The sequence below is a fragment of the Acuticoccus sediminis genome, from assembly GCF_003258595.1.
In the GTDB taxonomy this organism is placed as follows: domain Bacteria; phylum Pseudomonadota; class Alphaproteobacteria; order Rhizobiales; family Amorphaceae; genus Acuticoccus; species Acuticoccus sediminis.
The window spans coordinates 101380-125031 of the sequence record NZ_QHHQ01000003.1 but is presented as its reverse complement, the minus strand read 5'-3'; the positions used below and the strand labels follow the sequence as shown (position 1 = coordinate 125031).

Sequence of the window (23652 nt, the reverse complement as noted above, 5' to 3'; positions counted from 1 at the left end):
GGCGCCGTCGGCCGCCGCGCCGTCGGGGCCGGCGGCCGGGCCATCAGGCCGGTCCGTCGACACCCGCCTCCGCGAATGTCGCCATGCCGGAGTGACACGCCGCCGCCGCCTTGATGAGGCCCATCGCAAGCGCGGCGCCCGTGCCCTCGCCGAGGCGCATGCCGAGGTCGAGGAGCGGCTCCACCCCGAGTGCCGCCATCGCGCGGGCGTGCGCCGGCTCGGCCGAGCGGTGGGCGAAGATGCAGTGGTCGATGGCGGCCGGGTTCATCGCGTGGACCACGACGGCGGCGGACGTCGCGACGTAGCCGTCGACCACGACCGGCACGCCCTGCGAGCGCGCGGCGAGGATGGCGCCGGCCATCGCCGCGATCTCGCGCCCGCCGATCCGCTGCAGCAGGATGAAGGGATCCGTCTCGCCGGCGACGCGCGCCACGGCGAGATCGATCACCTCGGCCTTCCGCGCGAGCGCGGAGCCGGTGACGCCCGTGCCGGGCCCGGCCCAGTCCGCCCCGCTGCCGCCGAGGATGGCCGCGCATAGCGCCGCCGCGACGGTGGTGTTGCCGATCCCCATCTCACCGAGGCCGAGAAGGTCGACATTGTTGGCGATCGCCTCCAGCCCGAAGGCGAGCGTCGCGGCGGTGTCCCGCTCGGACGCGAAGGCGTCGACCTCGGCGATGTCGCCGGTCGGAACGTCCACGGCGAGGTCGAACACCGACAGGCCGATGCCGTAGGCGCCGCAGATCTGGTTGATCGCCGCCTTTCCCTCACGGAAGTTGGCGAGCATCTGGGCGTTCACCGAGGACGGGAAGGCCGACACGCCGCGGTCGGCGACGCCGTGGCTCGCGGCGAAGACCACCACGCGCGGGCGGTCGACGGCGGGCGGCGCGCGGCCGGTCACGGAGGCGAGCCACTCGGAGATCGCCTCCAGCCGGCCGAGCGAGCCGGCGGGCTTGGTGAGCTGCGCCTCCCGGGCACGGGTCGCGGCGACGGCGGCAGCGGTGTCGGGGCGGTCGGCCCGCGCGAGAGCGCGGAAGTCTTCAAACGGGGATCGATCGGTCACAAGAGACTTTACGGGTTCAGAACAAGGCGATCACGGCGGACTTCATAGCCGTCGAGCCGGTTGAGAAAGGTCATGCCGAGGAGGCTTGAGTCAAGGTCGCCCGGCCGGGCCACCGCGGCCTGCACGTTGTCGACGCTGATGTTGCCGATCGTCAGCGAGTCGAGCCGCACCGGGGCGACCGTCGTCATGCCCTTCGCCGTCATGACCGGGATGCGGTAGTCGAGCCGCTCCGCATTGAAGCCGGCGCGCCTCGCGTCGGCGGCCGACAGGACCACCGTGCTGGCGCCGGTGTCGAACAGGAAGGTGACCGGCGTGTCGTCGACGTAGCCGTCCAGCACGAACTGGCCGCGGAAGGCGCGGTGCACCGTCACGCTCTCGCCGCGCGCGATGGGCGTCCCCGGCATCAGGACGCTCATGACGTCCCGCCCGACGAGCTCGAGCTGGTAGCGGTAGGTGTAGCCGACGATGACGAGGACGAAGATGCTGATCCAGATCGCCGCGGTGCGCAGGACCTCACCGATCCTCACATGGCGCGCGGCGAAGAGCAGGACCGCGAACACGGCGATGATGATCACCAGCTTCACGGTCATGGGACCGGAGTTGTCGATCGAGACGACGTCGGGCGTCTGCGCCATGGCGGCGGTGCCGAACGTCAATGCGGCCCCGATGACGCTCCACCGCCGAACCCACGCGATCATCGCCCTGTCTCGCTGCTTATCATCCCACAGAAATAGTAAAACCGGCCAAATATGAAAGGTCAGCGAGGACGACTGCGGCACCGATGACATCGCCCGTGTGCCCTCCGATCTTGCGATCGGCAATGGTCGCGACCCCCATTGCACTCGCCGCCGCCGCGACCGCGGCGATGATCGTGCCGAGCGGGGAGATCCACACGGTCAGGACCACGGTAATCCCGAGCGCCATCAGAACAGCGATGCGGAAGTCCTTGCCGGTGGGCCGTCCGGCGGCGGCAGCGAGCCCGCCGGCCCGTGCGTTGGGCAGCCCGACCCAGGGAAAGAGCGCGACGGCGCGCGCCGCGACCGCCGCCGCGACGAACACGACGAACGCCCATCCGCCCAGCGCCGCGACGAGGTCGGCAAGCAGCGCCGCCTTCAGCCCGACCGCCCCGACCAGCGCCAGGACGCCGTAGGTCCCGATCCGGCTGTCGCGCATGATCTCCAGCCGGCGCGTGATCGTCGCGCCGCCCCAGAAGCCGTCCGCACAGTCGGCGAGACCGTCCTCGTGCAGTGCGCCGGTCACGATTGCGAGGACGAGCGTGGCGACGAACGCCGCCGCCAGCGCCGAAAGGCCGAGCCAGTCGGCGCCCCATCCGGCGAGCGCGGCGGGGAGTGCGATGGCGACGGCGGCCGCCGGCAGCAGCCACACGCACCGTGCCAGCGTCATGCCGCCGGCGACGGGTACCGGAAGGCGGGAGTAGAAGCCGATGACCGTCAGCAGCGCCGGGTGCCAGGGGATCATGGAACGTGCCGCCGGGTCGCCATTCGCTCGCAGTCCAAGGTGAAGTCCATGTGCGGAAGGATCATTCGGCCGCCAGCGGGGCGGTGTGCGAGCCTCGCCCGGTCTCGCGCGCGGCCGGCGCGGAGGCGCCTGCGTCACGCGCATCCGCAACATGCGCGGGAGCGGCATGGGCGGGGGCCGTCCAGACGCCCTCCGCGCACGTCTCGGCGGCATACTGCGCGGCCCGCTCCGCGGTGCGGGCGGCCTCGCCCTCCAGCCGGTCGAGCGCCGCGGCGAGGACGGCGGGGGTCGCTTCCTGGCGGTGTCCCTCTTCCGACAGGGTCCGGCGGAAGGCGCGGGCGCCAGGCTCGCCGTGGAACAGCCCGAGGAGCGGCTTCAGCACCGGGGCGAGGCGGCCGCCCGCGTCGCACCACGCCCGCGCATACTCCTCCATGGAGCGCGCGACCGCGAAGCGCTCGGCGAAGCTGCCGCGCCCAGCGAGCTCGGCGAGGAGGCCCGGACGCTGGTACGCCGCGCGGCCGATCATGACGCCGTCGACCGCCGCCGCCTGCGCGCGCACGCCATCGGCGTCGACGATGCCGCCGTTGATCCCGACGAAGGTGTCGAGCCGGGCGTGGAGGCGGTGGACACGGTCATAGTCGAGCGGCGGCACGTCCCGGTTCTGTGCCGGCGACAGGCCCTGAAGCCACGCCTTGCGGGCATGCACCCAGATCGCGGAGACCCCGGCCGCCACGGCCGCGTCCGCCACGGCGTCGAGCGCCGTCTCGGTGTCCTGGTCGTCCACGCCGAGGCGGCACTTCACGCTGACCGGGATGCCGCCGTCGCCCATGGCCGCCAGGCACTCCCCGACGAGGCCCGGCTCGCGCATCAGGCAGGCCCCGAAGCTGCCGCCCTGCACCCGGTCCGACGGACAGCCGACGTTGAGGTTCACCTCGTCGTAACCCCACTCCGCCGCGATGCGCGACGCCTCGGCCAGCTCCTTCGGGTCCGCGCCGCCGAGCTGGAGCACCAGCGGGTGCTCCTCCGCGTCGAACCCGAGCAGCCGCTCGCGGTCGCCGTGAATCACCGCCTTCGCCGTCACCATCTCGGTGAAGAGGCGCAGCGCGGGGTTCAGGCGACGATGGACCACGCGGCAATGCCGGTCGGTCCAGTCCATCATCGGGGCGACGGCGATTTCGGCAGTCACAGGCGTCCAAACGGTTCGAAACGGGCACATGGGCGAGGGTCGGGATCGCTCTTCATATCGTCATGCCGGCCGCCGCGCGAACCCCCGCGACACGTCTTTTTTGCGAACGGCCCGATCTTTCGGCCCGCCCCTATCCGTTCGACCAGTCTGACGCGCGACAGATGCATGGCAGCTAAGCTTCGCGACAGATGAGGCGCTGAGCCGGGCGGCTAAATCACAAGTCACAAAGCAACACGAAGGAGACGCACCATGACGATGATGACGAGCCTCCCGAGAGTGACCGATGTCTCGCAGGCGATCCTCTGGGGACTACCATCCGTTGCCGTGCTGGGCCTCGGCCGCGTCGGCACCGTCGCGGCGGCATGCCTTGCCGGCGCCGGGCATCGCGTCCACGCCGTGGACCCCGACCCCGCCCGCGTGACGACGCTCAACGCGGGGCGCTCGCCGGTCGACGAAGCCGGCCTCTACCCGCTGATCGAGGGGAGCCTGCGCGGCAACCGGCTGGTCGCCAGCACCTCGGTGGCGGACGCGGTGGCGAATTCGGACCTCTCCCTCATTTCCCTCGACCTCGACGCCAGCCCTGACGGCACGCCGGACCTCGAGCCGCTGATGGCGCTCGCCGACGCCATCGGTCTCGGGCTGAGGCTGCGCGACGACTACCACGTGGTCGTCATGCGCACGTGCGTGCCGCCGGGGACGACGCTCAAGATGCTGATCCCGCGGATCGAGGCGGTCTCGGGGCTCAGCCTCGGCACCGACTTCGGGGCCGCCTTCGTCCCCGCCTTCCAGCGCCCGGGCTTCGGGGTCGTCGACTTCAACGCCCCGCCCAAGACGGTGATCGGCGCGATCGACTCGCGTTCGCGCAACCTGGTGATGCGCGTCTTCGCCTCGGCCGAGCGGACGCCGACGCTGACCTCCATCGCCGTCGCCGAGATGATCAAGCACGTCGACGTCGTCTGGCACATCCCCGGGACGGACGATGCCGACCCCTGGATGATCATGGACGGCCCCGTCGCCGCGGACCGGTTGCCGGAGCGCGCGGGACCCGGGATCCTCCCGGTCCTCCATCCGCCGGAGGTCGACGTCACCACGGCGGGCTACCGCCGGGTCCAGGTCGCGGACGAGGACCTGCCGCTACTAGCGGCGGCGCTCGCCGCCAACCAGGAGCTCGAGGCGCTGCGGGTGGCGCAGCTCGCGATGGCATGGCGGCCCCGGCGGGTCGGCATCCTCGGCCTGCCGCTGAACCTCGGCGCCACGGCCTGCGACAGCCCTGTCCTGACGCTGATCGCCGAGCTCCGGGAGGCTGGCGTCGACGTCGCGGTCCACACCGGCGACGGCGGCGCGATCGTCCCGTACGCCGCGCTCGCGACCACGCTGCACCACAGGAGCACCGCCCAGCGCACCCTCGCCTTCACGCTGCCCCGCATGGTGCGGCCGACCGCAGAGGAGGTCGTCGATGCGTCCGACGTCATCGTCATCGCCGCCGACTGCGACGCGTTCCGGTTCGCGGCGGCGCAGGAGTTCGAGAAGCCCGTGATCGAGGCCCTCTCGCTCGACGTCACAGGCCCGTCCGTCCCGACCGCGCTCTCCCGTGCCGCCGCATGACGGCGGCCCCGTTCCGTCACGCACCGCGCCGGTCCACGGCTCCCTCTCGGGGGCGCGCGGTGCCTAGAACATCCCCGCCTCCTTGGCGATCATCGCCGCGTGGGTGCGGTTGCGGGCGCCGAGCTTGCGGCCGAGGGTGCGCACATGGAGCTTCACGGTGACTTCGGCGAGGCCGAGGTCGCGGGCGATCTCCTTGTTCGCCTGGCCGTTGCAGAGCCCCTCCAGCACCTCGAGCTCGCGCGGCGACAGCTTTTGGGCCAGCGGATGGGCGGCGTCCTCCACCTCGGGCGCGGTCATGAAGGCGATCGGCGCATATTGCTCCCCCGCCAGCATGAAGCGCACCGCATGGACCAGCGACCTTGCCGGCATCGACTTCGGCACGAACCCCGCCGCGCCCGCCTTTAGGGCGCACTCGGCGATGCGCTTGTCGGCGGTGCCGGACATCAGCGCCACCGGGAGCGGAGCGTTGAGGGACATCGCCTCGGCCAGGCTGTCGAGCCCGCGCATCCCGGGCATCTGATAGTCGAGCAGCACCAGATCGAACGGCCCCTGTCCCCGGATCGCCTCCGCCGCGCTCCCGTAGTCGGAACAGGTGGTGAGGTCGAAGTCCCCCTCCCGCTCCAGGAACGCGGCCAGCATGTCCCGGACGAGCTCGTGATCGTCGGCGACGAGCACCTTCATTGCAGCACCTTTTCCTTTCGCATGACGGCGGCGACGATGGCGGCCGCGAGTTCGGTCGAACCGACCGGCTTGGTGAGCACCGCGGCGAACGGCGTACCGGCGACGGAAACGTCGCGCCGCCCGGTGACGCACACGCACGGCAGGTCGGGCCTCAGGGCGTGGACCGATGCCGCGAGGGAATGCCCGTCGAGCTTCGGCATCTCGTAGTCCGTCACCAGCGCGTCCCAGGCGCCGGGATCGTCCCGCACGGCCTCCAGCGCGTCCTCCGGATCGCAGCACTGGGCGACCTCGGCGCCGAGACGTTCCAGCATGGCCGCCGTTGTCTCCCCCGCGTCGGGATCGTCGTCGACGACCAGCAGCAGGCGGCCGGACAGCGTGAGGTCCGTCGACGGCACCGCCGGCTCGCGCTCGCACGGCCGGGACCGCGGTGCGTCGGCACGCGGCAGCAGGAGGGTGAAGCGCGTCCCCTCGCCGAGCGTGGACGTCATGGCGATCAGCCCGTTCGCGTCGCGCGCCAGCTCGGCCACGACCGCGAGGCCGAGCCCGGTCCCGTCCTTGCCCTTCGTCGAGACGTACGGATCGAAGATCGCGCGGAAGCGGTCGCGGGCGATCCCCGAGCCGGTGTCGGTCACGCTCACGGCCGCGTAGGGGCCGGCGCCGAGGCGGCCGATGATGATGTCGCCGAAGCCGCCCGGATCGGCCTCCGCCATCAGCTCCACCGCGATCGACCCGCGCCCCCCCTCGATCGCGTCGCGCGCGTTGATGACGAAGTTGAGCACGACCTGCAGAAGGTCCGTCCCGTCGATGACGATGGGAACCGTCTCGTCGGGCAGGTCGAGCTGCACGTCGATGCGCCCGGTGGCCGACGCGGCGATGAGGTCCGACGCCTCCGCCAGCACGGCGGTGGCGTCGATCCGCCTGGCGCAGGCGCGCCGCTTGCCGAAGTCGAGCAGCCGCCCGACGAGGTTGCCCGCCCGCTCGCTCGCCTTGAGGATCCGCCTCGCGTGCGCCCGGTCGCGCTCGGCGATCTCCTCGTTCTCGGCAAGCAGCAGGGCCGAGCCGCTGATCGCGGCGATGACGTTGTTGAAGTCGTGCGCGACGCCGGCGGCGATGACGCCGATCGCCTCCTGCCGCTGGGCCGCGTTGAGCTGCTCGCGCAGGCGCATGTTCTCCGCGTCCTGCCGCTTGCGCATGCCGATGTCGCGGGTGAGGCAGACGAGGCCGGATCCGCTCAGCATGGTGAGCGACACCTCCTGCTCGACCGGGCCGCCCGACTTGTGCCGGCCGATCAGCTCGCCGCGCCAGCTTCCGCCGCGCGCCAGCGCCGGCAGCACCGTCTGGCGCAGCCGGTCGACGACGTCCTCTGCGTAGAGACCGGTCCAGGAGTGGCCAATCACCTCGTGCGCGGCGTAGCCGAACATGTCGAGATGGGCCGAGTTCATGTAGAGGTAGCGCCCGCCCTCGTCGATGATCGCGATGCCGTCCTGCGCCGCCTCGATCGCCGCCGCCCGCAGCGCCAGCTCCCGCCGGGAGGCCTGAAGGCGCGTGACGTCCGTCGCGACGGAGACGCACTGGCTGCCCCCGAACGAGGTCTCCGAGAGGAGGACGACGCGCCCGTCCGGCAGCGTCTCCTCGTGGTCGCGCCGCCCGCTCCGCATCGCCGCGAGCCGCGCCTCGGCTTGGCTCGCGGCCTCCTTGTGCCCGACGCCGGAGACGAGCAGCCGCTCGGCCCAGATGTCGACGAAGCGCCGGCCCTCCTGCCAGCCGCACGGGGCGCCCGCGAACAGCGAGCGCCACGACGGGTTGGCGAGCACGACCGTCCCGTCGGCGTCCAGGATGAGGAAGCCCTCCGATGCTTCCGACAGCGCCGCGATCATTCGGTGCCGCACCTGGTCGCGTTCGCGTTCGGCGGCGCGGCGTTCGGTGGTGTCCATCTGGCTGGCGACGAGGTAGCTGCGCCGCCCCTGCAGCGCCACAGGGTAGACGGTGAGGTCGCTGTCGAAGCGCGTCCCGTCATGCCGCACGCTGACGGTCTCGAAGCGCCCGATCGCCCGCGCGGCGATCGCGGCGCGCAGCCGCTCCCGGTCGGGCGTGCCATCGAGCCCCTGCGAGATCGCCTCGCACGACTTGCCGATCACGTCCGAGCGCGGGGTGCCCGTCATCCGGCAGTGGGCGTCGTTGACGTAGATGACCGGGCTGCCGGGACGGGAGGTGTCGGCGATGCTGACCGCGATCGGCGCACCGTCGATCACCGCGGCGAGGAGCGCGTTGCGCTCGGCGAGGTCGTGGGTCGACAGCGCCTGCGCGGCGAGCTCGCTGAGCCGGTTGAGGAGCGCGATGTCGCCTCTGGTGAAGCTGCCCGGCGTCATCGAGAAGCAGGCGATGGCCGCCGCCTCGCCCGAGACGACGATCGGTACCAGCGCGAGGCTGCGGTAGGGGCCGACCGAGGCGTTCCACCAGGTGGTGAGGGCGAGGTCGAGGACGAGGCGCGACGTCCTTGTGAACTGCGCCCCCGCACGCGCCAGTGCGCGGCCGAGGTCGCCGCCGACGACCGGGTGGAAGATCGCGTCGCCGCTGCGGTCGTGGACGACGGCCACGCAGTCGCATGCCATGGTGGCAGCGATCGAGTGCAGCAGCTCCACCAGCGCCCTCCCGGGCGTCGGGGCGGTGTTCATCCGCTGGACGCCGCGCAGGAGCGCGTTCGCCTCCCGCAAGGCGGCTGCCTCGCGGGCGCGCAGGTGGTTGATCTCGAGAAGCGCCTCGCGCAGCGCTTCGTCGTCGGTCATCGCCGTCGTCTCCGTCTGACGCATCAGTCCATCACAGGCGACTGGCGCGGAGATTGTCGGCCGCCGCTCCCGCGCGGCGCTCCCGCGTCCGGTGGGTCAGACGCCGAAGCTGACGCAGGAGATCATCAGGTTGCCATGGCGGTTGCTGCCGTCGCTGACGCGGCCCTGCTCGCCGAAGGTGAAGATGCCGAGGAAGGGCGCGCCGCCGAGCGCGGCGCTGACGCCGGCCGCGACCTCGTCCATCCGGTGCGACACCGCCATCATGCAGCCGCCGGAGTAGACCACCAGCGCCCCCGCCGGCGCCTCGCGCTGCCGCGCGAGCTCCAGCGACTGCCGGGCCACCCGCCGCGCCCGGCCGGCGAGGCTGTCCAGCGAGCCGCGCATCATGACGAGCTCCTCCCCCGGAGCGACGGTGGCGAAGAGCTCGATCGAGCCGTCCGGATGCACCGCGGTCGGGTGCGCGAGGAGGTAGTAGGGAACGTCCGCCACGTGGCCGATGCTGCGGCCGAATGGCGTCAGCGCCGCCTCGCCGAGGATGCTGCACGGAACGCCGCCCCGAGCCGCCAGCGCCGGATTGGAGGTCCATTCCGCGTAGACGTCCGCCGCCGGACGCCCGTCGAGCGCGAGGACGCGGCGCCCGTCCGTCGCCGTCGCGCGCGCCCGCTCCCCGGTCGGCGCGTAGCCGGAGTGGAACACCGACGCCAGCGGACGGGACGGAAACAGCACCGACACCACGATCCCGTCCGTCAGAGCGCCGGCGGCGGAGATGACGCGCCAGCGGCCGGCGAGGGTGTCGTCGGCCGCGCTCCCGCCGATGATCGGGACATGCGGGCCGACCTCGTCCTGGATGCCGTGGATGATCGCCTCCTCGTCGCCGGGCGAGGATGTCAGCCAGACGAGGTCCGGCATCTCCCCGCGCCGCCCGGCGTGGGACAGCGCCTCGGCGATCGCGCGGCGGGCGCTCGCGCGCGCGTCGCTCCCCTTGGCGACAAGGCTCGTCCCGTAGTCGCCCGCGCGGTCGTAGACAGCGAAGGTGCCGAGCGCCGGGCCGTCCGCGCTCATTCCCGCCGCGCTCATCACGCCGCGGCACGATGTCCCGCCGTGGAGCGCGCGCGGTTTCAGGCGGCCGAGCGCCTTCGCCACCTCGTGAGCGTCGTGGCCCTCCGTGAAATAGGCGGCCAGAAAGTCCGGCTCCGGGTCCAGCTTCTGCCCGGACACCGCGCCGGCCGCTTCGCCGGCCGGGGAGACGTTGATCTCGATGCGCATGACGCGTCCCTTTCCAACGCACCGTGCAATACGCCCGCGCGGGCGGCCGCGCCCGATGGCAAACGGATAGTCGCCGCCCCATTCGGACATGCCGGCAAGGTCGGGGCGAAGCCGGGCGGCTGGCGCGTTCCCCTCCCCGACCCCACGTATCCGGTCCGCCGGCCTCCGGATCGGGCCACCCGGTCCGCCGGGCCGGCGCCCGTTGATCGATGAAGGTGGTGTGATGCGCTTTTGGCCCCGCTCGAAGAAACCCGTCGTCCCGGTCGTGCGCCTCCACGGCGTCATCGGGCAGGGAACCTCGCTCCGGCCCGGCCTCTCCCTCGCCGGGGTGGAGAGCGCGCTCGACAAGGCCTTCGCGATGAGGGGACCGGCCGTGGCGCTCGTGATCAATTCGCCGGGCGGCTCGCCGGTGCAGTCCTCGCTGATCGTCCAGCGCATCCGGGCGCTCGCCGAGAAGCACGAGAAGCCGACCATCGCCTTCGTGGAGGACGTCGCGGCCTCCGGCGGCTACTGGCTGGCCTGCGCGGCGGACGAGATCATCGCCGACGCCAGCTCCATCGTCGGCTCCATCGGCGTGGTGACGGCGACGTTCGGGTTTCCGGAGCTGCTGTCCCGGATCGGCGTGGAGCGGCGCGTCTACACGATCGGCGAGAACAAGGCGATCCTGGACCCCTTCAAGCCGCAGCGTGACGCGGACGTCGCAATCCTCCACGCGGTTCAGAGCGACGTGCACGAGGCCTTCGTCGCCGCCATCAAGGACCGGCGGGGCGACCGGCTCGGTGACGACCCTGACCTTTTCACCGGTCGCTTCTGGTCGGGTCATGCGGCGGTGGGTCTCGGCCTCGTCGACGGGCTAGGCGAGATCCGCACCACGCTCAAGTCACGCTTCGGCGAGAAGATCCGCATCAAGTCGGTGTCGACGTCCCGCCCGTCCCTGCTGCGGCGGCTGGGGCTCGCGTCCGCGCCGAGCGCCGATTCGCTGGTCGGCGCCGCCTACCAGCACATGCTGTGGGACCGCTACGGCGCCTGAGGCGACGTCGCCGCCCATGACGCGGCGCCCGCGCCATCGACCCGGCGACGGGGACGCAACGCTCGCACCATCCACGGACCTTAGTGTCAGCTATGCGATGATGCGCAAGGACGCTGCGGGCACGGCCCGGCGGCGTCCCTCGCCCACAGGCCGACCGCCTGTGCCGGCGTCACGGTGATGACCTGCCTGACATGACCGACGGTTCGACGATCCACGTTGCGGCGGCGCCCCGACACCGCTGGCGCGCGCACGCCCCGCAATGTGGCCCGGACCTGTGATCGAGGAGAACGTCAACACGCAAACGGGCGGCCTCGCCGGCGCCGCCGACCGGTACGCGAGGGTCCGCCAATGGAAATCAAGCAACTTCGCTATTTCAAGCGTGTCGCCGACGCGGGCAGCGTCTCGCGCGCGGCCGCCGCACTTTCGGTGGCACAACCCGCCGTCAGCCGACAGATCGCCAACCTCGAGGAGGCGCTCGGCACGCCGCTCTTCTTCCGCAACGGGCGGGGCGTGAAGCTCACCGAGGCCGGCAAGCAGCTCTACGCCCACACCAGCGAGATCCTGGAGGCGGTGCGCCATGCCGAGCAGAACGTGCGCGACACGGTGGGCGTCGCCAAGGGAACGCTCCTCATCGGCTCCACCCCGACGGTGATCCGCTATCTTGCGCCGCCGCTGCTGCGCCGCGTCGCACGGACGCACCCCGAGCTCGACCTCGAGTTCACGGAGGGATTCTCCGGCTACGTGAACGAGTGGCTCTCCAACGGCCTGCTGGACGTCGCGATCCTCCACGACGCGACCCGCACGCAGCACTTCCTGACCGAGCCGCTGCTGCGCGAGGAGCTGGTCTTCGTCTCGGCCGCCGCCAGCTCCGACCGCGAACTGGGGCCCATCACGCTCGGCGAGATCGCGACCTGCCGGCTCGTGCTGCCGCGCCGCAGCCATGGCCTGCGCCTCCTCGTGGAGCGCACGGCGGCGCAGGCGCACACCGCGCTCTCGGTAGCCGCCGAGGTCGATTCGGTGGAGGCCATCAAGGCGATGGTCCGCAAGGACAACGTCGCGACGATCCTGCCCCGCGGCGCCGTGTCGCCCGACGATCACCTACTTGTGCGCAGCCTGAGGGACCCGTCCCTGTCGCGCACCCTGATCCTCGCCACCTCCTCCCAGCGCCCGGTGTCGCAGACGACGCGCGCCGTCATCCACGAGTTGAAGTCCGTGGTACGGGAGCTGGTGGACGAGGAATTGTGGCCGGGAGCCGAGAGATACAGCGAGCGACCGCCGATCTACACCCCTAAGGGTGCTGTGGCCGCCGGGGTCGACCGCCCACTCGCGGAGCCGCCGCAGCGCCTCGTATGACGAACCCCCGATCACCGGACGAGGGTTGATCGACCTGATGCGGCGCCGTAAGCCTCCGATATCCTGTCGGAGTAAATCGGTGCGCATCGCTCGCAAGCCCAATGCCTGCCAGACCTGTTGTTGGGGTCACCGCGTCCAGTCGCAACGTCACCGCCGCGCATGCGGGGTTGCGGGGATGAGGACCACGCGTTGAAACTACCGTTCATGATGCGTTGGTCCACGATCACCGGACTGGCGCGCCATCCCCAGTCGGTCGTCTGGCACGTCCAGTGGACCATGAACTCGAAGCGGTTCATGGCCGAGCGCGCCGACATCATCCGCCACTTCGACAACCAGTTCTATCTCGACACGTACCCCGAGCTGCGCAACATGGTCTTCGGACCGGCGCGGCACTACATCCTGAAGGGATGGAAGGAGGGGCGCGACCCGTCCGAACTGTTCTCGACGCGCGACTATCTCGAGACGTACGGCGACGTCGCCGAGGCCCGCATCAACCCCTACCGGCACTGGCTGACCCACGGCCGCAACGAAGGCCGCACGGCGTCGGTCTCCCGCGCCCGCCGCGTCGCGCTGCAGCAGCCGGACCAGGCGCTCCTCGTCCCGCGGCTCAAGGCCGACAGCGACTGGGACGACCTCCCCGCCCGCGTCATCGACCCGCCGACGGCCCACGCCGTCAACGTCGTCATCCCGGTCTACAAAAGTCTGGAGCACGTCTCGGCGACCATCTGGTCGGTGCTCGCCGCCGAGAACGAGACGCCGTGCGAGTGCCTCGTCATCGACGACTGCTCGCCGCAGCCCGAAGTCAGCGCCTTCCTCCGGATGCTGGAGGAGAAGGGCCTCATCCGCCTCCTCGTCAACGAGGAGAACCTCGGCTTCGTGGGCACCGTGAACCGCGGCATGGCCCACAACGAGCACCGCGACGTGGTGCTCCTCAATGCCGATACCTACGTCCACGACGGCTGGCTCGACCGGCTGATGGAGCCGCTGCGCGACGACCCGCGCATCGCGACCGTGACGCCGCTCTCCAACAACGCCACCATCGCCAGCTATCCGATGAGCGTGGTCGACAACTCCTACGAGCTGGAGGTCGATTCGGCGACGCTCGACCGCCTCGCCCGGGAGGCGAACGGCAAGACCATCGTCGACGTGCCGACCGGCATCGGCTTCTGCATGGCGGTCCGCCGCAGCGCCATCCACAGCCTCGGCCTGTTCGACGCGGAGACCTTCGGCCTCGGCTACGGCGAGGAATGCGACTTCTGCATGCGCGCCATCAAGGACGGCTGGCGCAACGTCATGGCGACGGGCATCTACGTGCGCCACTTCGGCTCCGCCTCGTTCGGGCCGACGCAGTCCACCCGCTCGGAAAAGGCGCAGGAGCTGCTGGCCCAGAAGCACCCCGAGTATGCCGGCCGCATCGCGCGGCACGTCTCGGCCGACCCGCTGCTCCCCTCCCGGATCCTGTTCGACATCGCGCGCCTGCGCGAGGCGCTGGGCCCGATCTCGATCGTCTTCTTCACCCACACCCGGGGCGGCGGCATCGAGACCTACCTGCGCAACACCTACTACGCGATGGTCGCAGCCGGGCAGAAGGCCGTCGCCGACCGCGCGATCGTGGTGCAGACGCAGGTGCAGGGCTTCGTGCGCATTTCCGCCTTCAACGAGCAGGCGCTGCCGTATCTTCCCAACCTCGAGGAACTGAACATCGAGCGCCACAACGCGCTGCTCGACCGGATCATCGAGGTGCTCGACCCCGAGCTCATCCACATGAACACCTTCGCGGGCCTGTCGTCTGAGGCGATCGGCCAGCTGATGACGACGCTCATGCGCTCGGGCAAGCCCTACTGGCATGTCTGGCACGACCATCAGCCGCTCTGCCCGCGCCTCACCTTCCTCGACGCCGAGGACCGTTATTGCGGCGAGACCGACGCCTCGCGCTGCGTCTCCTGCCTCGCCTCGTCCAGCACCGCGTTCGAGTGGGTGCGGATCGACGACTGGCGCGCCCGGTTCCGCGACTACCTGTCCCATGCCGACATGGTGAGCGCCCCGTCCGAGGCGGCAGCCCTGCGCGCGCGGCGCCTCACCGACGTCTCCAAGGTGAAGATCCATCCCCATCCGGAGCCGGACCTCGACGAGGCCGAGCCGCTCGAGAAGCCGTCGCGTGGTGACGGTGTGCGGCGCATCGTCATTTTGGGCGCCATCGGCCCGCACAAGGGCGCCTACCTGCTCCACGCGATGATCAAGGACATCGAGCACCGCGACCTGCCGATCCACATCGACGTGGTCGGCTACACGGCGGTGAAGGAGATCAAGACCGGCAGGAAGGTCACCGTCCACGGCCGCTATGCCGGTGAGGCCGAGGCGATCCGGCTGATTCGCAACATCCAGCCCGACCTCGCGCTCTTCTCCTCGATCTGGCCGGAGACGTACGTGTTCACCCTGTCGGTGCCGATGGCGCTGCATCTGCCGACGGCTGCGCTGAACCTCGGCGCGCAGGGAGAGCGGGTGAAGGACTATCCGCGCGGGACGGTGCTGGACGCCTACCTGCGCGATGATCCCGTCGCGCTCAACGACGCGCTGCTCGCCCTCGACATGGACGCCCTATGGGCGCCGGACGTGCCGGAGCGCCACGGCAACCCGAGCGCCCTGGCGGACTGGTTCAGGGCGCGGGAGCCGCGGCTTCTGTCTTCTCGAGATCATCGAGATCGAACAGCGGCAGCTCGCTGCGAAGGAAGCGACGAACAATCAGAGCGTCCGATTCGCGCGATGCTTTGAACGTCGCCTCGCGCTCCTCCGGCGTCAGCAGCATCGCGAGCGAGCCGCTGGCACGGTGGGAGCCCATGACCTCGGCGCGCGCCGCGCGCTTCTCCTCGTCGGTCCGGCCCGAGCGGTTGATCTCCAGCAGGAGTTGAACGCCCTCGGCCGACGGCGACGGGTTGACCCGCGCCACGGGGATCGTGCGGTCGACGTCGGCGCCGATGGTGTCGCAGAATGCGGCGAACACGTTGGACTTCACGTCCTGATAGCGCAGCACGTGCACCGCCTTGGCCTGCAGCATGTAGGCCCAGCGGTTGATCACCCGGAAATAGTTGAGGCCGGAGCCGACCTTGAAGAGCGCCCGCTCCGCCCACTCGCGGAAGTCGCGCGTCTCGCCCGACTTCACCGCCTGCAGGTAGGACGACATCGCCCACTCGTCCTGGCGGCGGATGAAGGCGACGACCTCGAACGTCGCCGGGGCGAAGGCGGCGGCGATGGTGCGGTACATCGGCAGCGGGAAGGAGCCCCACCAGTACTCGCTGGAGAGGACGATGGTGTGCGCCTTCTCGGCGGTGGCGTCGGTCTTGATCTGCGCGACGGTGTCGCGGAAGTAGGCCTCGCGGTCCTCCGGCAGGTCCGCCTGGTGCATGCGCCACGCGCCGGGATGCACGGCCGCGGACAGGAGATGGTGAGCGCCGGAGGGCACGCCCTCGTGGTTGAAGTGAACGCCGAGCTGGGAGTAGTGGACGCCCTGCCCGGCGAGCTCGCCACGGCGCTTGAAAAGGGCCGTCTGCAGCGCCGAGCTGCCGGTCTTCGTCGATCCGATGTGGATCACCACCCGTTTGATCGGTTCGGGATCCCCTGCTCGCGTGTCGTTGTCCAAGCGGACGCTCCATACTAGATCACACGCCGGGATATAGACCTCGGTCGATCCCGGATGTACTGGCCCGGTGAATAAGGCCAACATCGATACGGGATCAACTCCGGTCAGGGAACACGATGAGCGATGCGAAGCGGCGCGTAGCCGAAGCTGCGGCGGAACTTGTGGAGCCGGGCATGCGGCTCGGCCTCGGCACAGGATCGACGGCGGCGCTGTTTATCGAGGCGCTGGGGCGGCGCGTGGCGGACGGCCTCGATCTCCCTCCCGCGGCGGCGACCTCGCGCGCCTCGGAGGACGCCGCCCGGCGCGCCGGCATCGCCATCATCGACATGATGGGCCCCGACGCGCCTGCCGAGCTCGACCTCGCCATCGACGGGGCCGATGAGGCGGACCCCAGGCTGAGCCTCATCAAGGGCGGCGGCGCCTCGCTCCTGCGCGAGAAGATCGTGGAGGCGCTCGCCAGGCGCTTCGTCGTGATCATCGACGAATCGAAGGTGGTGGAGCAGCTCGGCGCCTTTCCGCTGCCGGTCGAGATCGTGCCGTTCGGCTGGGCCTCGACGGCCCACCTCATCCGGTCGCGCCTCGGCGTCGAGCCGCAGCTGCGCGAGGCCCGCGGCGAGGTGCTGAAGACCGACAACGGCAACTTCATCCTCGACCTCCCCTTCGGGACCATCGCCGACCCGGAGGCGACCGCGCGCACCCTCGCCGGCATCCCCGGAGTGGTGGAGCATGGGCTCTTCATCGGGATGGCGAGCGAGGCGCTCGTCTCCGACGGACAGAACGTGAGGCGGCTGACCCCAGCCTGACCGGCGTGCCCGAGAGCGACCAGGACCGCGAGAGGCGCACGATGCGCGCCGGCGCTGCGAGGATCCCCGGCGGCGTCGAGGCGGCGGCGGACGTGGCGGCGACGCTGCTGCTGGCGGTGCTCGTGGCGGCGCTGTCGCTCAACGTCGCCGCGCGGGTCTTCGACCTGCCGGTCGTCGGCGCCGCGCTGGTCGCCGGCTGGGCCTTCGGCGCGCTCGCCTTCGCCACCCTCCCGACCCTCCTCGCCAGCGACGAGAGCGGCCCGCGCGCCGGCCTCGCCGCGCTGATCGCGGGCTTTGCCGCGGCGACGCTCGCCGCCGGCCTCGCGGACGCGGCGGGGCGTGTCGGCGGGGTCGAGCCGGTACTCGCGATCCCGCGCGCCTGGCGCTACGTGGTCGGCGCGGGGTTCGCGGTGCTGGCCCTCGTGGCGGCGCTGCGCCGGCCCTCGGCGGTGGCGGGTATCGCGGTGGGGGTCGCCATCAGCCTGGTGCCGATCCCGCCGCAGGGACCGCTCGCAGGTGTCGCCGTCTTCGCCGTTGCGCTCTGGGCGCGGGTGCCGGTGGCGCTCGCGCTGGTCGCCGGCGTCGCGGTCGCGCCGGGGCACCTCTCCGAGGCGGCGCTGGCGCAGAACCTGATGCGCGGCCTGTCGCCCTACGTGCTCCTCGCCATCCCGCTCTTCATCCTTTCCGCCGCGCTGATGCTGGCGGGCGGGATCGGCGAGCGACTCGTTGCCGCGGCAGGCTGGTTCGCGCGCCGCCGCCGCAGCGCGCTCGGCGAGGCGAACGTGTTCGCCAGCGCCCTCTTCGGCGGCGTGTCGGGCTCGTCCATCGCCGACGCCGCGCTCGGCGCCCGCCTCCTCGTCCCGGCGATGGTCGCCGCGGGCTATCCGGCCGCGCGGGCCGCGGCGATCACCGCCGCCTCGGCGGTGCTGCCCAACATCCTGCCGCCGTCGATCGCGCTCCTCCTCGCGGCAGCGTCCACCGACCAGTCCGTCGGCGCCCTCTGGGTCGCCGGGCTCGGCGCGGGCGTCGTCCTCGCCGCGACGCTCTGGTTCGCCGTCCGCATCACCCCCGTCGGCGCCCCGTCCTCCTTGATCCCGAGTCCGGCACGGGCCGACGGCTCCGCTCCGTCACCGGCCGCCGGCGCGACCCCGGTCTCCGGTTCCCCGCAGCCCTCCGGACAGCCGGCTACCCCGCACGTCCTGTGGGGTCTGCTGCCACCGCTGGCGATCGCGGTGGCGGTGCTGGGCGGCCTGCGGCTGGGGCTCGTGACGTCCGTCGAGGCGGGGCTCCTCGCGGTCGCGATGTCCGCCCTCTTCGCCGTACGGGCCGGCGCCGGCCCGCTCCTCGCCGCGCTCCGCGATGCGGCGCGGCAGTCCGGCCGCGTCGCGCTCCTCATCGGTGCGGCCGCCCCCGTCGGCTTCATATTCGCCACCAGCGGCCTAGACGCCGCCACATTCCTCCCCGACGGTCCGGTCTGGGTCGCGCTCGTCGCCGCGACGGGCATCGCCCTCCTCATCGGCACCGTGCTCGACGTGGGCGCGGCGATTCTCCTCCTCATGCCGGTCCTGGTGCCGGCGGTCGGTGGCGACATGATCCACGCCACCGTCGTCCTCACGGTCGCGCTCCTCCTCGGGGGACTGACCCCGCCGGTCGGCATCCTGGTGCTGGTGGTGAAGGATGTGACACAAATGAAGGGCGTCTATCTCGCCGTCCTGCCCTATCTGATCGCCCTGATCGCTGGCCTCGGCGTCCTGATCGCCCTGCCGGCCCTCACTTCCGGGCTCGCCGGATTGGTTTGACTGAAGGAGCACGCTCCATGATCCGCATGATCCGTTTGATCGCCGCACTCCTGGTCGCGGCCTGTCTCGCAGCGCCCGCGAACGCCCAGGACACCCTCACCGTCACCTCGCAGTACGGTCCGGAAAAGCCCCAGAGCAAATTCTGGGAGCGCTTCGCCGCCCTCGTCGAGAGCGGCCGCCCGGGCGTCTACAAGTTCAACATCGTCACCAACGGCGCGCTCGGCGGCGAGAAGGAAGAGGCCGAAGGCGTACGCCTCGGCTCCATCACCGGCGCCCTGTCGACGGTGGCCAACCTCACCACCTGGGTCCCCGAGGGCGCGGTGCTCGACCTCCCGTTCGTCTTCTCCGGCCGCGACCAGATCATGTCGGCGATGAAGGGCCCGCTCGGCAAGCAGCTTCGCGCCGCCTACCGGGAGCAGGGTTTCGAGACGCCGGCGTTCATCATCTTCGGCGCCCGCCACCTCCTGTCGGACCGCCCGCTCACCAAGCCGGAGGACGTGAAGGGCCTGACCATGCGCGTACTGGAGAGCGACCTGCACATCGCGCTGTGGCGCTCGCTGGGCGCCAACCCGACCGCTCTGCCGATCACCGAGACATACACCGCGCTCGGCACCGGCGTCGTCGAGGCGATGGACCTCACCAAGTCCGGATACGAGGCGCTGAAGCTCTTCGAAGTGGCACCGGTCCTCAGCGAAACGGCGCACATTTGGGCGATCGGCGTCGTCTACTTCGATCGCAACTTCTGGGAGAGCCTCCCGGAGGAGGACCAGAAGCTCTTCGAGTCCTCCGCCCAGCAGGCGGCCGCCTACTTCAACAAGCTGGCCGAAGAGGAGCAGGACAGCGCGATGACACGCGCCATCGGCCAGCGCGCCCAGCTCGTCGAGGTCGACCAGGCTCCCTGGCGCGAGGCCGTCGCCCCCTTCGTCCAGTCCTACGTCTCGGGCCTCAGCCCGGCGGCGATGGATGCCTACAAAGCCATCGAAGCGGCCCGTTGACGATCTCCAGCCTTGGCGTGAGACTGTCCGGATCGCGCAGGAAGCCTATGAACCAACGCATCTTCGACGGGCACAACGACGTGCTCTTGCGCCTGTGGCGCCGCGATCGGACCGGCGAGCGTTTCCTCGGCCTCAACGCCGAGGGGCACCTCGACCTCGTGCGGGCGCGCCAGGGCGGTCTTGCCGGCGGCATCTTCGCCACCTTCGTCATGGACGAGCAGCGGCCCAAGCCGGCCGAGCCGCAAGGCAGCGTCGAGGCGCCTATGGTGGGCCTTTCGCAGGAGCGTGCGCTTCACGTCACCCTCGCCCAGCTCGCCATCGCCTTCCGGATCGAGCGGGCGTCCAAGGGCTCGGTCCGGATCTGCCGTTCGGCCGACGAGGTGCAGGCGGCGAACGATGCGGGCGCCTTCGCGATGATGCTCCACATGGAGGGCGCCGAGGCGATCGGCCCCGACCTCGACGAGCTGGAGACGCTGTACGCCGCCGGCGTACGCTCCCTCGGCCTCGTCTGGAGCCGACCGACCGTCTTCGGCTACGGCGTCCCCTTCCGCTTCCCCTCGACGCCCGACATCGGCGAAGGGCTGACCGACCGCGGCGTCGCCCTCGTCAAGGCGTGCAACCAGCTCGGTGTGATGGTCGACTGCAGCCACCTCAACGAGAAGGGCTTCTGGGACGTGGTGCGCGTGTCCGACGCGCCGATCGTGGCGACGCATTCCAACGCGCACGTCCTTTCCCCGTCCTCCCGCAACCTGACCGACGCACAGATGGACGCGATCCGCGACACCGAGGGCGTCGCCGGACTGAACTTCGCCACCTTCTTCCTGCGCGACGACGGCCGGCGCGACCCGAACACCCCGCTCGACGCGATGCGGCGCCATCTCGACCACATGCTGGAAAAGCTCGGCCCGCGCGGCGTGGCGCTCGGCTCCGACTTCGACGGCGCGGTGATTCCGGCCGCAATCAGCGACGTCGCCGGCCTCCCGCGTCTCGTCGACGTGATGATCGAGGCGGGCTATTCGGCCGATCTCGTCGACGCGATCTGCTACCGCAACTGGCTCGATGTGACAAAGCGTACACAGTCGCTGGCCCTTGGAACGAGCGCTCCGGACACACATTGATCTCTCGAAGACTATCGGGAGGCCAACATGCGAACGATTCCAGCCGAAGCCTGGGTTCTGGTGGGTGACGGCGAAAAGGCCCTCTTCCTGAAGAACGGCATCGACGAGGGGTTCCCCAACCTCACCGTCGTGCGCGAGATGGTGCAGGAGAACCCGCCCACCCGCGAACAGGGCACCGACAGCCCCGGCCGCCGTCACGACAACGGCCCTGGCCACAAGAGCGCGGTCGAGGAGACCGACTGGCACCGCCTCGAAAAGGAGCGGTTCGCCCGGGAGATCGCCGACAGGCTCTACAAGGCGGCCCACAAGGGCCGGTACGACAAGCTGATCATCGCCGCCCCGCCGGTGGTCCTCGGCGAGCTGCGCAAGGCGCTCCACAAGGAAGTCGAGGAGAAGATCGTCTTCGACGTCGCCAAGGAGCTGACCAACCACCCGATCGACGAGATCGAGAAGGCGCTCACCAAGGACTGACGCCGGATCCCAGGCCCCGCCCCGACCGCGGGGCCTGACGTTTCGCGAGCCCTGCTCCCGCTCGGACATACCCGTTCAGGAGCCCGCCGGGGCACCGGGCGGGTCCGCCAAGAAGCCCTCGCAAATCATCTCCACCAGGACTGGCGCCGCGCCCTCGGGGCGGGCGATGCGGCGCTCGCAGCGGGTGCCGAAGTCGACATCCAAAGGGCACGGGCGCTTTCCCGTCGGCGTCTGTGCTCGCCGGCACGGTTTTGCGCTTTTGGACGACCCACCTGTTGTGCGGCAGCCGGCGCGCTGCCCCAGCACAACGGGAGATCGCGACCATGGCCGTTGCCACTCTCGTCCATCTCGAGCGGCCCCGTCCCGGTCAGCCGCGCGCCGATCGTCCTCGCGCGGGTCGGCCAGTCGAGATGGGCGCCCGCTCCACCGAGCACCCCCCGCCGCCGGCGCGCGACCCGGTGGCACGCCTCATCCGCGCGGTCGCGGGCGGGGACGTGCGGGCGTTCCATCGTCTCTACACGACGATGGCGCCGCGTCTCGAGAGGTTCGCCGCGCGCCTGCTCGACGATCCCGTCGCCGCCGAGGACATCGCCCAGGACACCATGCTGGAGGTCTGGAACGCCGCCCGGCGGTTCGACGGCAGCACACGCGGGACCGCGTGGATCACGACGCTCGCCCACCGCAAGATCGACGCCGCCCGGGCCGCCAGCGCCGTCCCGACGCTGCCGATCAGCGAGGAGCTCGCCGCACCCGACGCGATCGGCGCGGGCGAGACCGCGGCCGCGGTGCGCGCCGTGGTCCGCACGCTCCCGCACGAGGAGCGGCAGGCCATCGAGCGTTGCCACCTGGAGGGCTTCACTCTCGCGGACGCGGCGGCCGCCTCGGGCCGATCGGTCGCGACGGTGAAGCTTCGCCTCTCGCGCGGCCGCGACCGCCTGCGCCGCCGCCTCGCCCGCCTGCGCGGGTAGGCCCGGCCCCTCTCCGACGGAGCGGGCCATCGCGTCCGGCCGACCCGCGCCGGCTCTTCGCCGTCGAGCCTCGGCAATCTGGCATAGGCTTTGCTTTTGTCAGGTCGTGCGGTGCGTCTAGGGTTCCGGCGCTTCCCTCGGGAAGCGTGACTGGTCCGAGAGACGCATGCTCCACCGGTGGTGGGGTTACACGGCGGGCCAAAATCCCGGGAGAACGCCGCACGGTTCCGCGCAGAGCGGGTCCGTCTCCCGGTCCTTCTCACGCGCATATTCGGGATCCGGCACGCTGCCGGTTCGGCAATCCGGCACCTGCCGGCATGAGGAGGAGAAGGTGATGAGGAAGTTGACCGCGGCCCGCGCAGCGCTCGCCAGCATCGCACTGGGCGCGTTTCTGGGCGCCACGACCATCGTCCAGCCCGCCAGCGCCGAGGAGAAGAAGGACTTCTCCGTCTGCTGGTCCATCTATGTCGGCTGGATGCCGTGGGGGTACATGCAGGACTCCGGCATCCTAAAGAAGTGGGCCGACAAGTACGGCATCACCATCGAGGCGGTGCAGATCAACGACTACGTCGAGTCCATCAACCAGTACACCGCCGGCCAGTACGACGGCTGCAGCATGACCAACATGGACGCCCTCTCCATCCCCGCGGGCGGCGGCGTCGACACGACCGCGCTCATCGTCGGCGACTACTCGGACGGCAACGACGGCATCATCCTGAAGGGCAAGGACCAGCTCGCCGACATCAAGGGCGAGCGCGTCAACCTCGTGGAGCTGTCGGTCTCGCACTACCTGCTCGCCCGCGCCCTCGAGACGGTGGAGCTCTCCGAACGCGACATCACGGTCGTCAACACCTCCGACGCCGACATGGTCGCCGCCTACACGACGCCCGACGTCACGGCGGTCGTGACCTGGAACCCGCTGCTGTCGGAGATCCTCGGCATGCCGGATTCCCACGAGGTCTTCGATTCCTCGCAGATCCCCGGCGAGATCATCGACATGATGGTCGTCAACACCGAGACGCTGAAGGACAACCCCGACTTCGGGAAGGCGCTCGTCGGCGCCTGGTACGAGGCGATGGCGCTGATGGAGGCGGACGACATCGACGCCCTGACCGCGATGGCGACCGCCTCCGGCACCGACATCGCCGGCTACAAGAGCCAGCTCGACTCCACCGCGATGTTCTACATGGCCGAGGAAGCGGTCGACTTCGTCGGCGGCGAAGGGCTGCCGGAGACGATGACCTTCGTCGCCTCGTTCCTCTTCGACCACGGCATCCTCGGCACCGGCGCGCCGAGCGCGGACTTCGTCGGCATCGAATATCCGGACGGGTCCGTCACCGGCGACGAGAACAACGTGAAGCTGCGCTTTGACAGCACCTTCATGCAGATGGCGGCGGACCAGGAGCTCTAGGCCG

The 23652-nt window shown here is 70.8% G+C and carries 18 protein-coding genes, 1 pseudogene and 1 riboswitch; of the genes and pseudogenes, 11 read left to right on the top strand and 8 right to left on the bottom strand.

All coding sequences use genetic code 11. From position 1 onward, the window contains the following. Nucleotides 1-43: 43 nt before the first annotated feature. The 4 genes and pseudogenes from cobT to dusA all read right to left on the bottom strand — a co-directional run. Complete coding sequence (cobT, locus tag DLJ53_RS14820; protein ID WP_111346557.1) at nucleotides 44-1060, bottom strand: nicotinate-nucleotide--dimethylbenzimidazole phosphoribosyltransferase; 1017 nt, start codon at nucleotides 1058-1060, stop codon at nucleotides 44-46. An 8-nt stretch (nucleotides 1061-1068) separates the two neighbouring features. After that, entirely contained in the window at nucleotides 1069-1758 is a 690-nt protein-coding gene (locus DLJ53_RS14815) for a retropepsin-like aspartic protease family protein (RefSeq protein WP_162409238.1), read from the bottom strand. Nucleotides 1759-1777: 19 nt separating this feature from the next. Next, complete coding sequence (locus tag DLJ53_RS14810) at nucleotides 1778-2539, bottom strand: adenosylcobinamide-GDP ribazoletransferase (protein ID WP_162409237.1); 762 nt, start codon at nucleotides 2537-2539, stop codon at nucleotides 1778-1780. Nucleotides 2540-2765: 226 nt separating this feature from the next. Next, nucleotides 2766-3755, bottom strand: a pseudogene (gene dusA / locus DLJ53_RS14805) (tRNA dihydrouridine(20/20a) synthase DusA); the annotation flags it as partial. Nucleotides 3756-3974: 219 nt separating this feature from the next. Here dusA and DLJ53_RS14800 point away from each other — a divergent pair. Beyond that, nucleotides 3975-5330 carry a Rossmann-fold NAD(P)-binding domain-containing protein gene (locus tag DLJ53_RS14800; RefSeq protein WP_111346551.1) on the top strand — a complete coding sequence of 452 codons (1356 nt, stop codon included), beginning with the start codon at nucleotides 3975-3977 and terminating at the stop codon, nucleotides 5328-5330. A 63-nt stretch (nucleotides 5331-5393) separates the two neighbouring features. On the opposite strand, the gene DLJ53_RS14795 is transcribed toward DLJ53_RS14800, so the two are convergent. From DLJ53_RS14795 to DLJ53_RS14785, 3 genes are all read right to left on the bottom strand, one after another. Continuing rightward, nucleotides 5394-6011 carry a response regulator transcription factor gene (locus DLJ53_RS14795; protein WP_111346549.1) on the bottom strand — a complete coding sequence of 206 codons (618 nt, stop codon included), beginning with the start codon at nucleotides 6009-6011 and terminating at the stop codon, nucleotides 5394-5396. After that, entirely contained in the window at nucleotides 6008-8797 is a 2790-nt protein-coding gene (locus DLJ53_RS14790) for a PAS domain-containing protein (RefSeq protein WP_146619960.1), read from the bottom strand. Before DLJ53_RS14790 ends, DLJ53_RS14795 begins: the two co-directional genes overlap by 4 nt. Nucleotides 8798-8893: 96 nt before the next feature. Beyond that, nucleotides 8894-10063, bottom strand: a complete 1170-nt coding sequence (locus tag DLJ53_RS14785) for an FIST signal transduction protein (RefSeq protein ID WP_162409236.1) — start codon at nucleotides 10061-10063, stop codon at nucleotides 8894-8896. A gap of 223 nt (nucleotides 10064-10286) precedes the next feature. Here DLJ53_RS14785 and DLJ53_RS14780 point away from each other — a divergent pair, with 223 nt between their 5' ends. The 3 genes from DLJ53_RS14780 to DLJ53_RS14770 all read left to right on the top strand — a co-directional run bounded on the left by DLJ53_RS14780 (nucleotide 10287) and on the right by DLJ53_RS14770 (nucleotide 15218). Continuing rightward, on the top strand, nucleotides 10287-11093 hold the full coding sequence (locus tag DLJ53_RS14780; RefSeq protein WP_111347780.1) for a S49 family peptidase: 807 nt from the start codon (nucleotides 10287-10289) through the stop codon (nucleotides 11091-11093). A gap of 348 nt (nucleotides 11094-11441) precedes the next feature. Continuing rightward, complete coding sequence (locus DLJ53_RS14775) at nucleotides 11442-12446, top strand: LysR family transcriptional regulator (protein ID WP_111346543.1); 1005 nt, start codon at nucleotides 11442-11444, stop codon at nucleotides 12444-12446. Nucleotides 12447-12635: 189 nt separating this feature from the next. Next, the gene (locus tag DLJ53_RS14770) at nucleotides 12636-15218 is read left to right on the top strand and encodes a glycosyltransferase (protein WP_162409235.1); all 2583 of its coding nucleotides are present in this window, start codon (nucleotides 12636-12638) and stop codon (nucleotides 15216-15218) included. Here the strand turns inward: DLJ53_RS14770 and DLJ53_RS34715 are convergent. Further along, nucleotides 15103-16083 (bottom strand): hypothetical protein, encoded by a 981-nt coding sequence (locus DLJ53_RS34715; protein ID WP_146619958.1) that lies wholly within the window; start codon nucleotides 16081-16083, stop codon nucleotides 15103-15105. The two genes, DLJ53_RS14770 and DLJ53_RS34715, sit on opposite strands and share 116 nt — an antisense overlap. A 116-nt stretch (nucleotides 16084-16199) precedes the next feature. Between DLJ53_RS34715 and rpiA the strand changes: the two genes are divergently transcribed. The 7 genes from rpiA (at nucleotide 16200) to DLJ53_RS14735 (ending at nucleotide 23648) form a co-directional block, all read left to right on the top strand. Further along, complete coding sequence (rpiA, locus tag DLJ53_RS14765) at nucleotides 16200-16886, top strand: ribose-5-phosphate isomerase RpiA (protein ID WP_111346539.1); 687 nt, start codon at nucleotides 16200-16202, stop codon at nucleotides 16884-16886. Between the two features lie 41 nt (nucleotides 16887-16927). After that, complete coding sequence (locus DLJ53_RS14760; RefSeq protein ID WP_146619957.1) at nucleotides 16928-18685, top strand: TRAP transporter large permease subunit; 1758 nt, start codon at nucleotides 16928-16930, stop codon at nucleotides 18683-18685. 17 nt (nucleotides 18686-18702) lie between these two features. After that, nucleotides 18703-19680: a TRAP transporter substrate-binding protein gene (locus DLJ53_RS14755; RefSeq protein ID WP_111346535.1), complete on the top strand. Its 978-nt coding sequence runs from the start codon at nucleotides 18703-18705 to the stop codon at nucleotides 19678-19680. 47 nt (nucleotides 19681-19727) lie between these two features. Further along, the gene (locus DLJ53_RS14750) at nucleotides 19728-20798 is read left to right on the top strand and encodes a dipeptidase (protein ID WP_111346533.1); all 1071 of its coding nucleotides are present in this window, start codon (nucleotides 19728-19730) and stop codon (nucleotides 20796-20798) included. Nucleotides 20799-20825: 27 nt separating this feature from the next. Next, entirely contained in the window at nucleotides 20826-21269 is a 444-nt protein-coding gene (locus tag DLJ53_RS14745) for a baeRF12 domain-containing protein (protein WP_111346531.1), read from the top strand. A 323-nt stretch (nucleotides 21270-21592) separates the two neighbouring features. After that, nucleotides 21593-22237, top strand: a complete 645-nt coding sequence (locus DLJ53_RS14740; RefSeq protein ID WP_111346529.1) for an RNA polymerase sigma factor — start codon at nucleotides 21593-21595, stop codon at nucleotides 22235-22237. A gap of 106 nt (nucleotides 22238-22343) precedes the next feature. Further along, nucleotides 22344-22452, top strand: a riboswitch (guanidine-I (ykkC/yxkD leader). A gap of 119 nt (nucleotides 22453-22571) precedes the next feature. After that, nucleotides 22572-23648 carry a putative urea ABC transporter substrate-binding protein gene (locus DLJ53_RS14735; RefSeq protein WP_111346527.1) on the top strand — a complete coding sequence of 359 codons (1077 nt, stop codon included), beginning with the start codon at nucleotides 22572-22574 and terminating at the stop codon, nucleotides 23646-23648. Nucleotides 23649-23652: the final 4 nt, after the last annotated feature.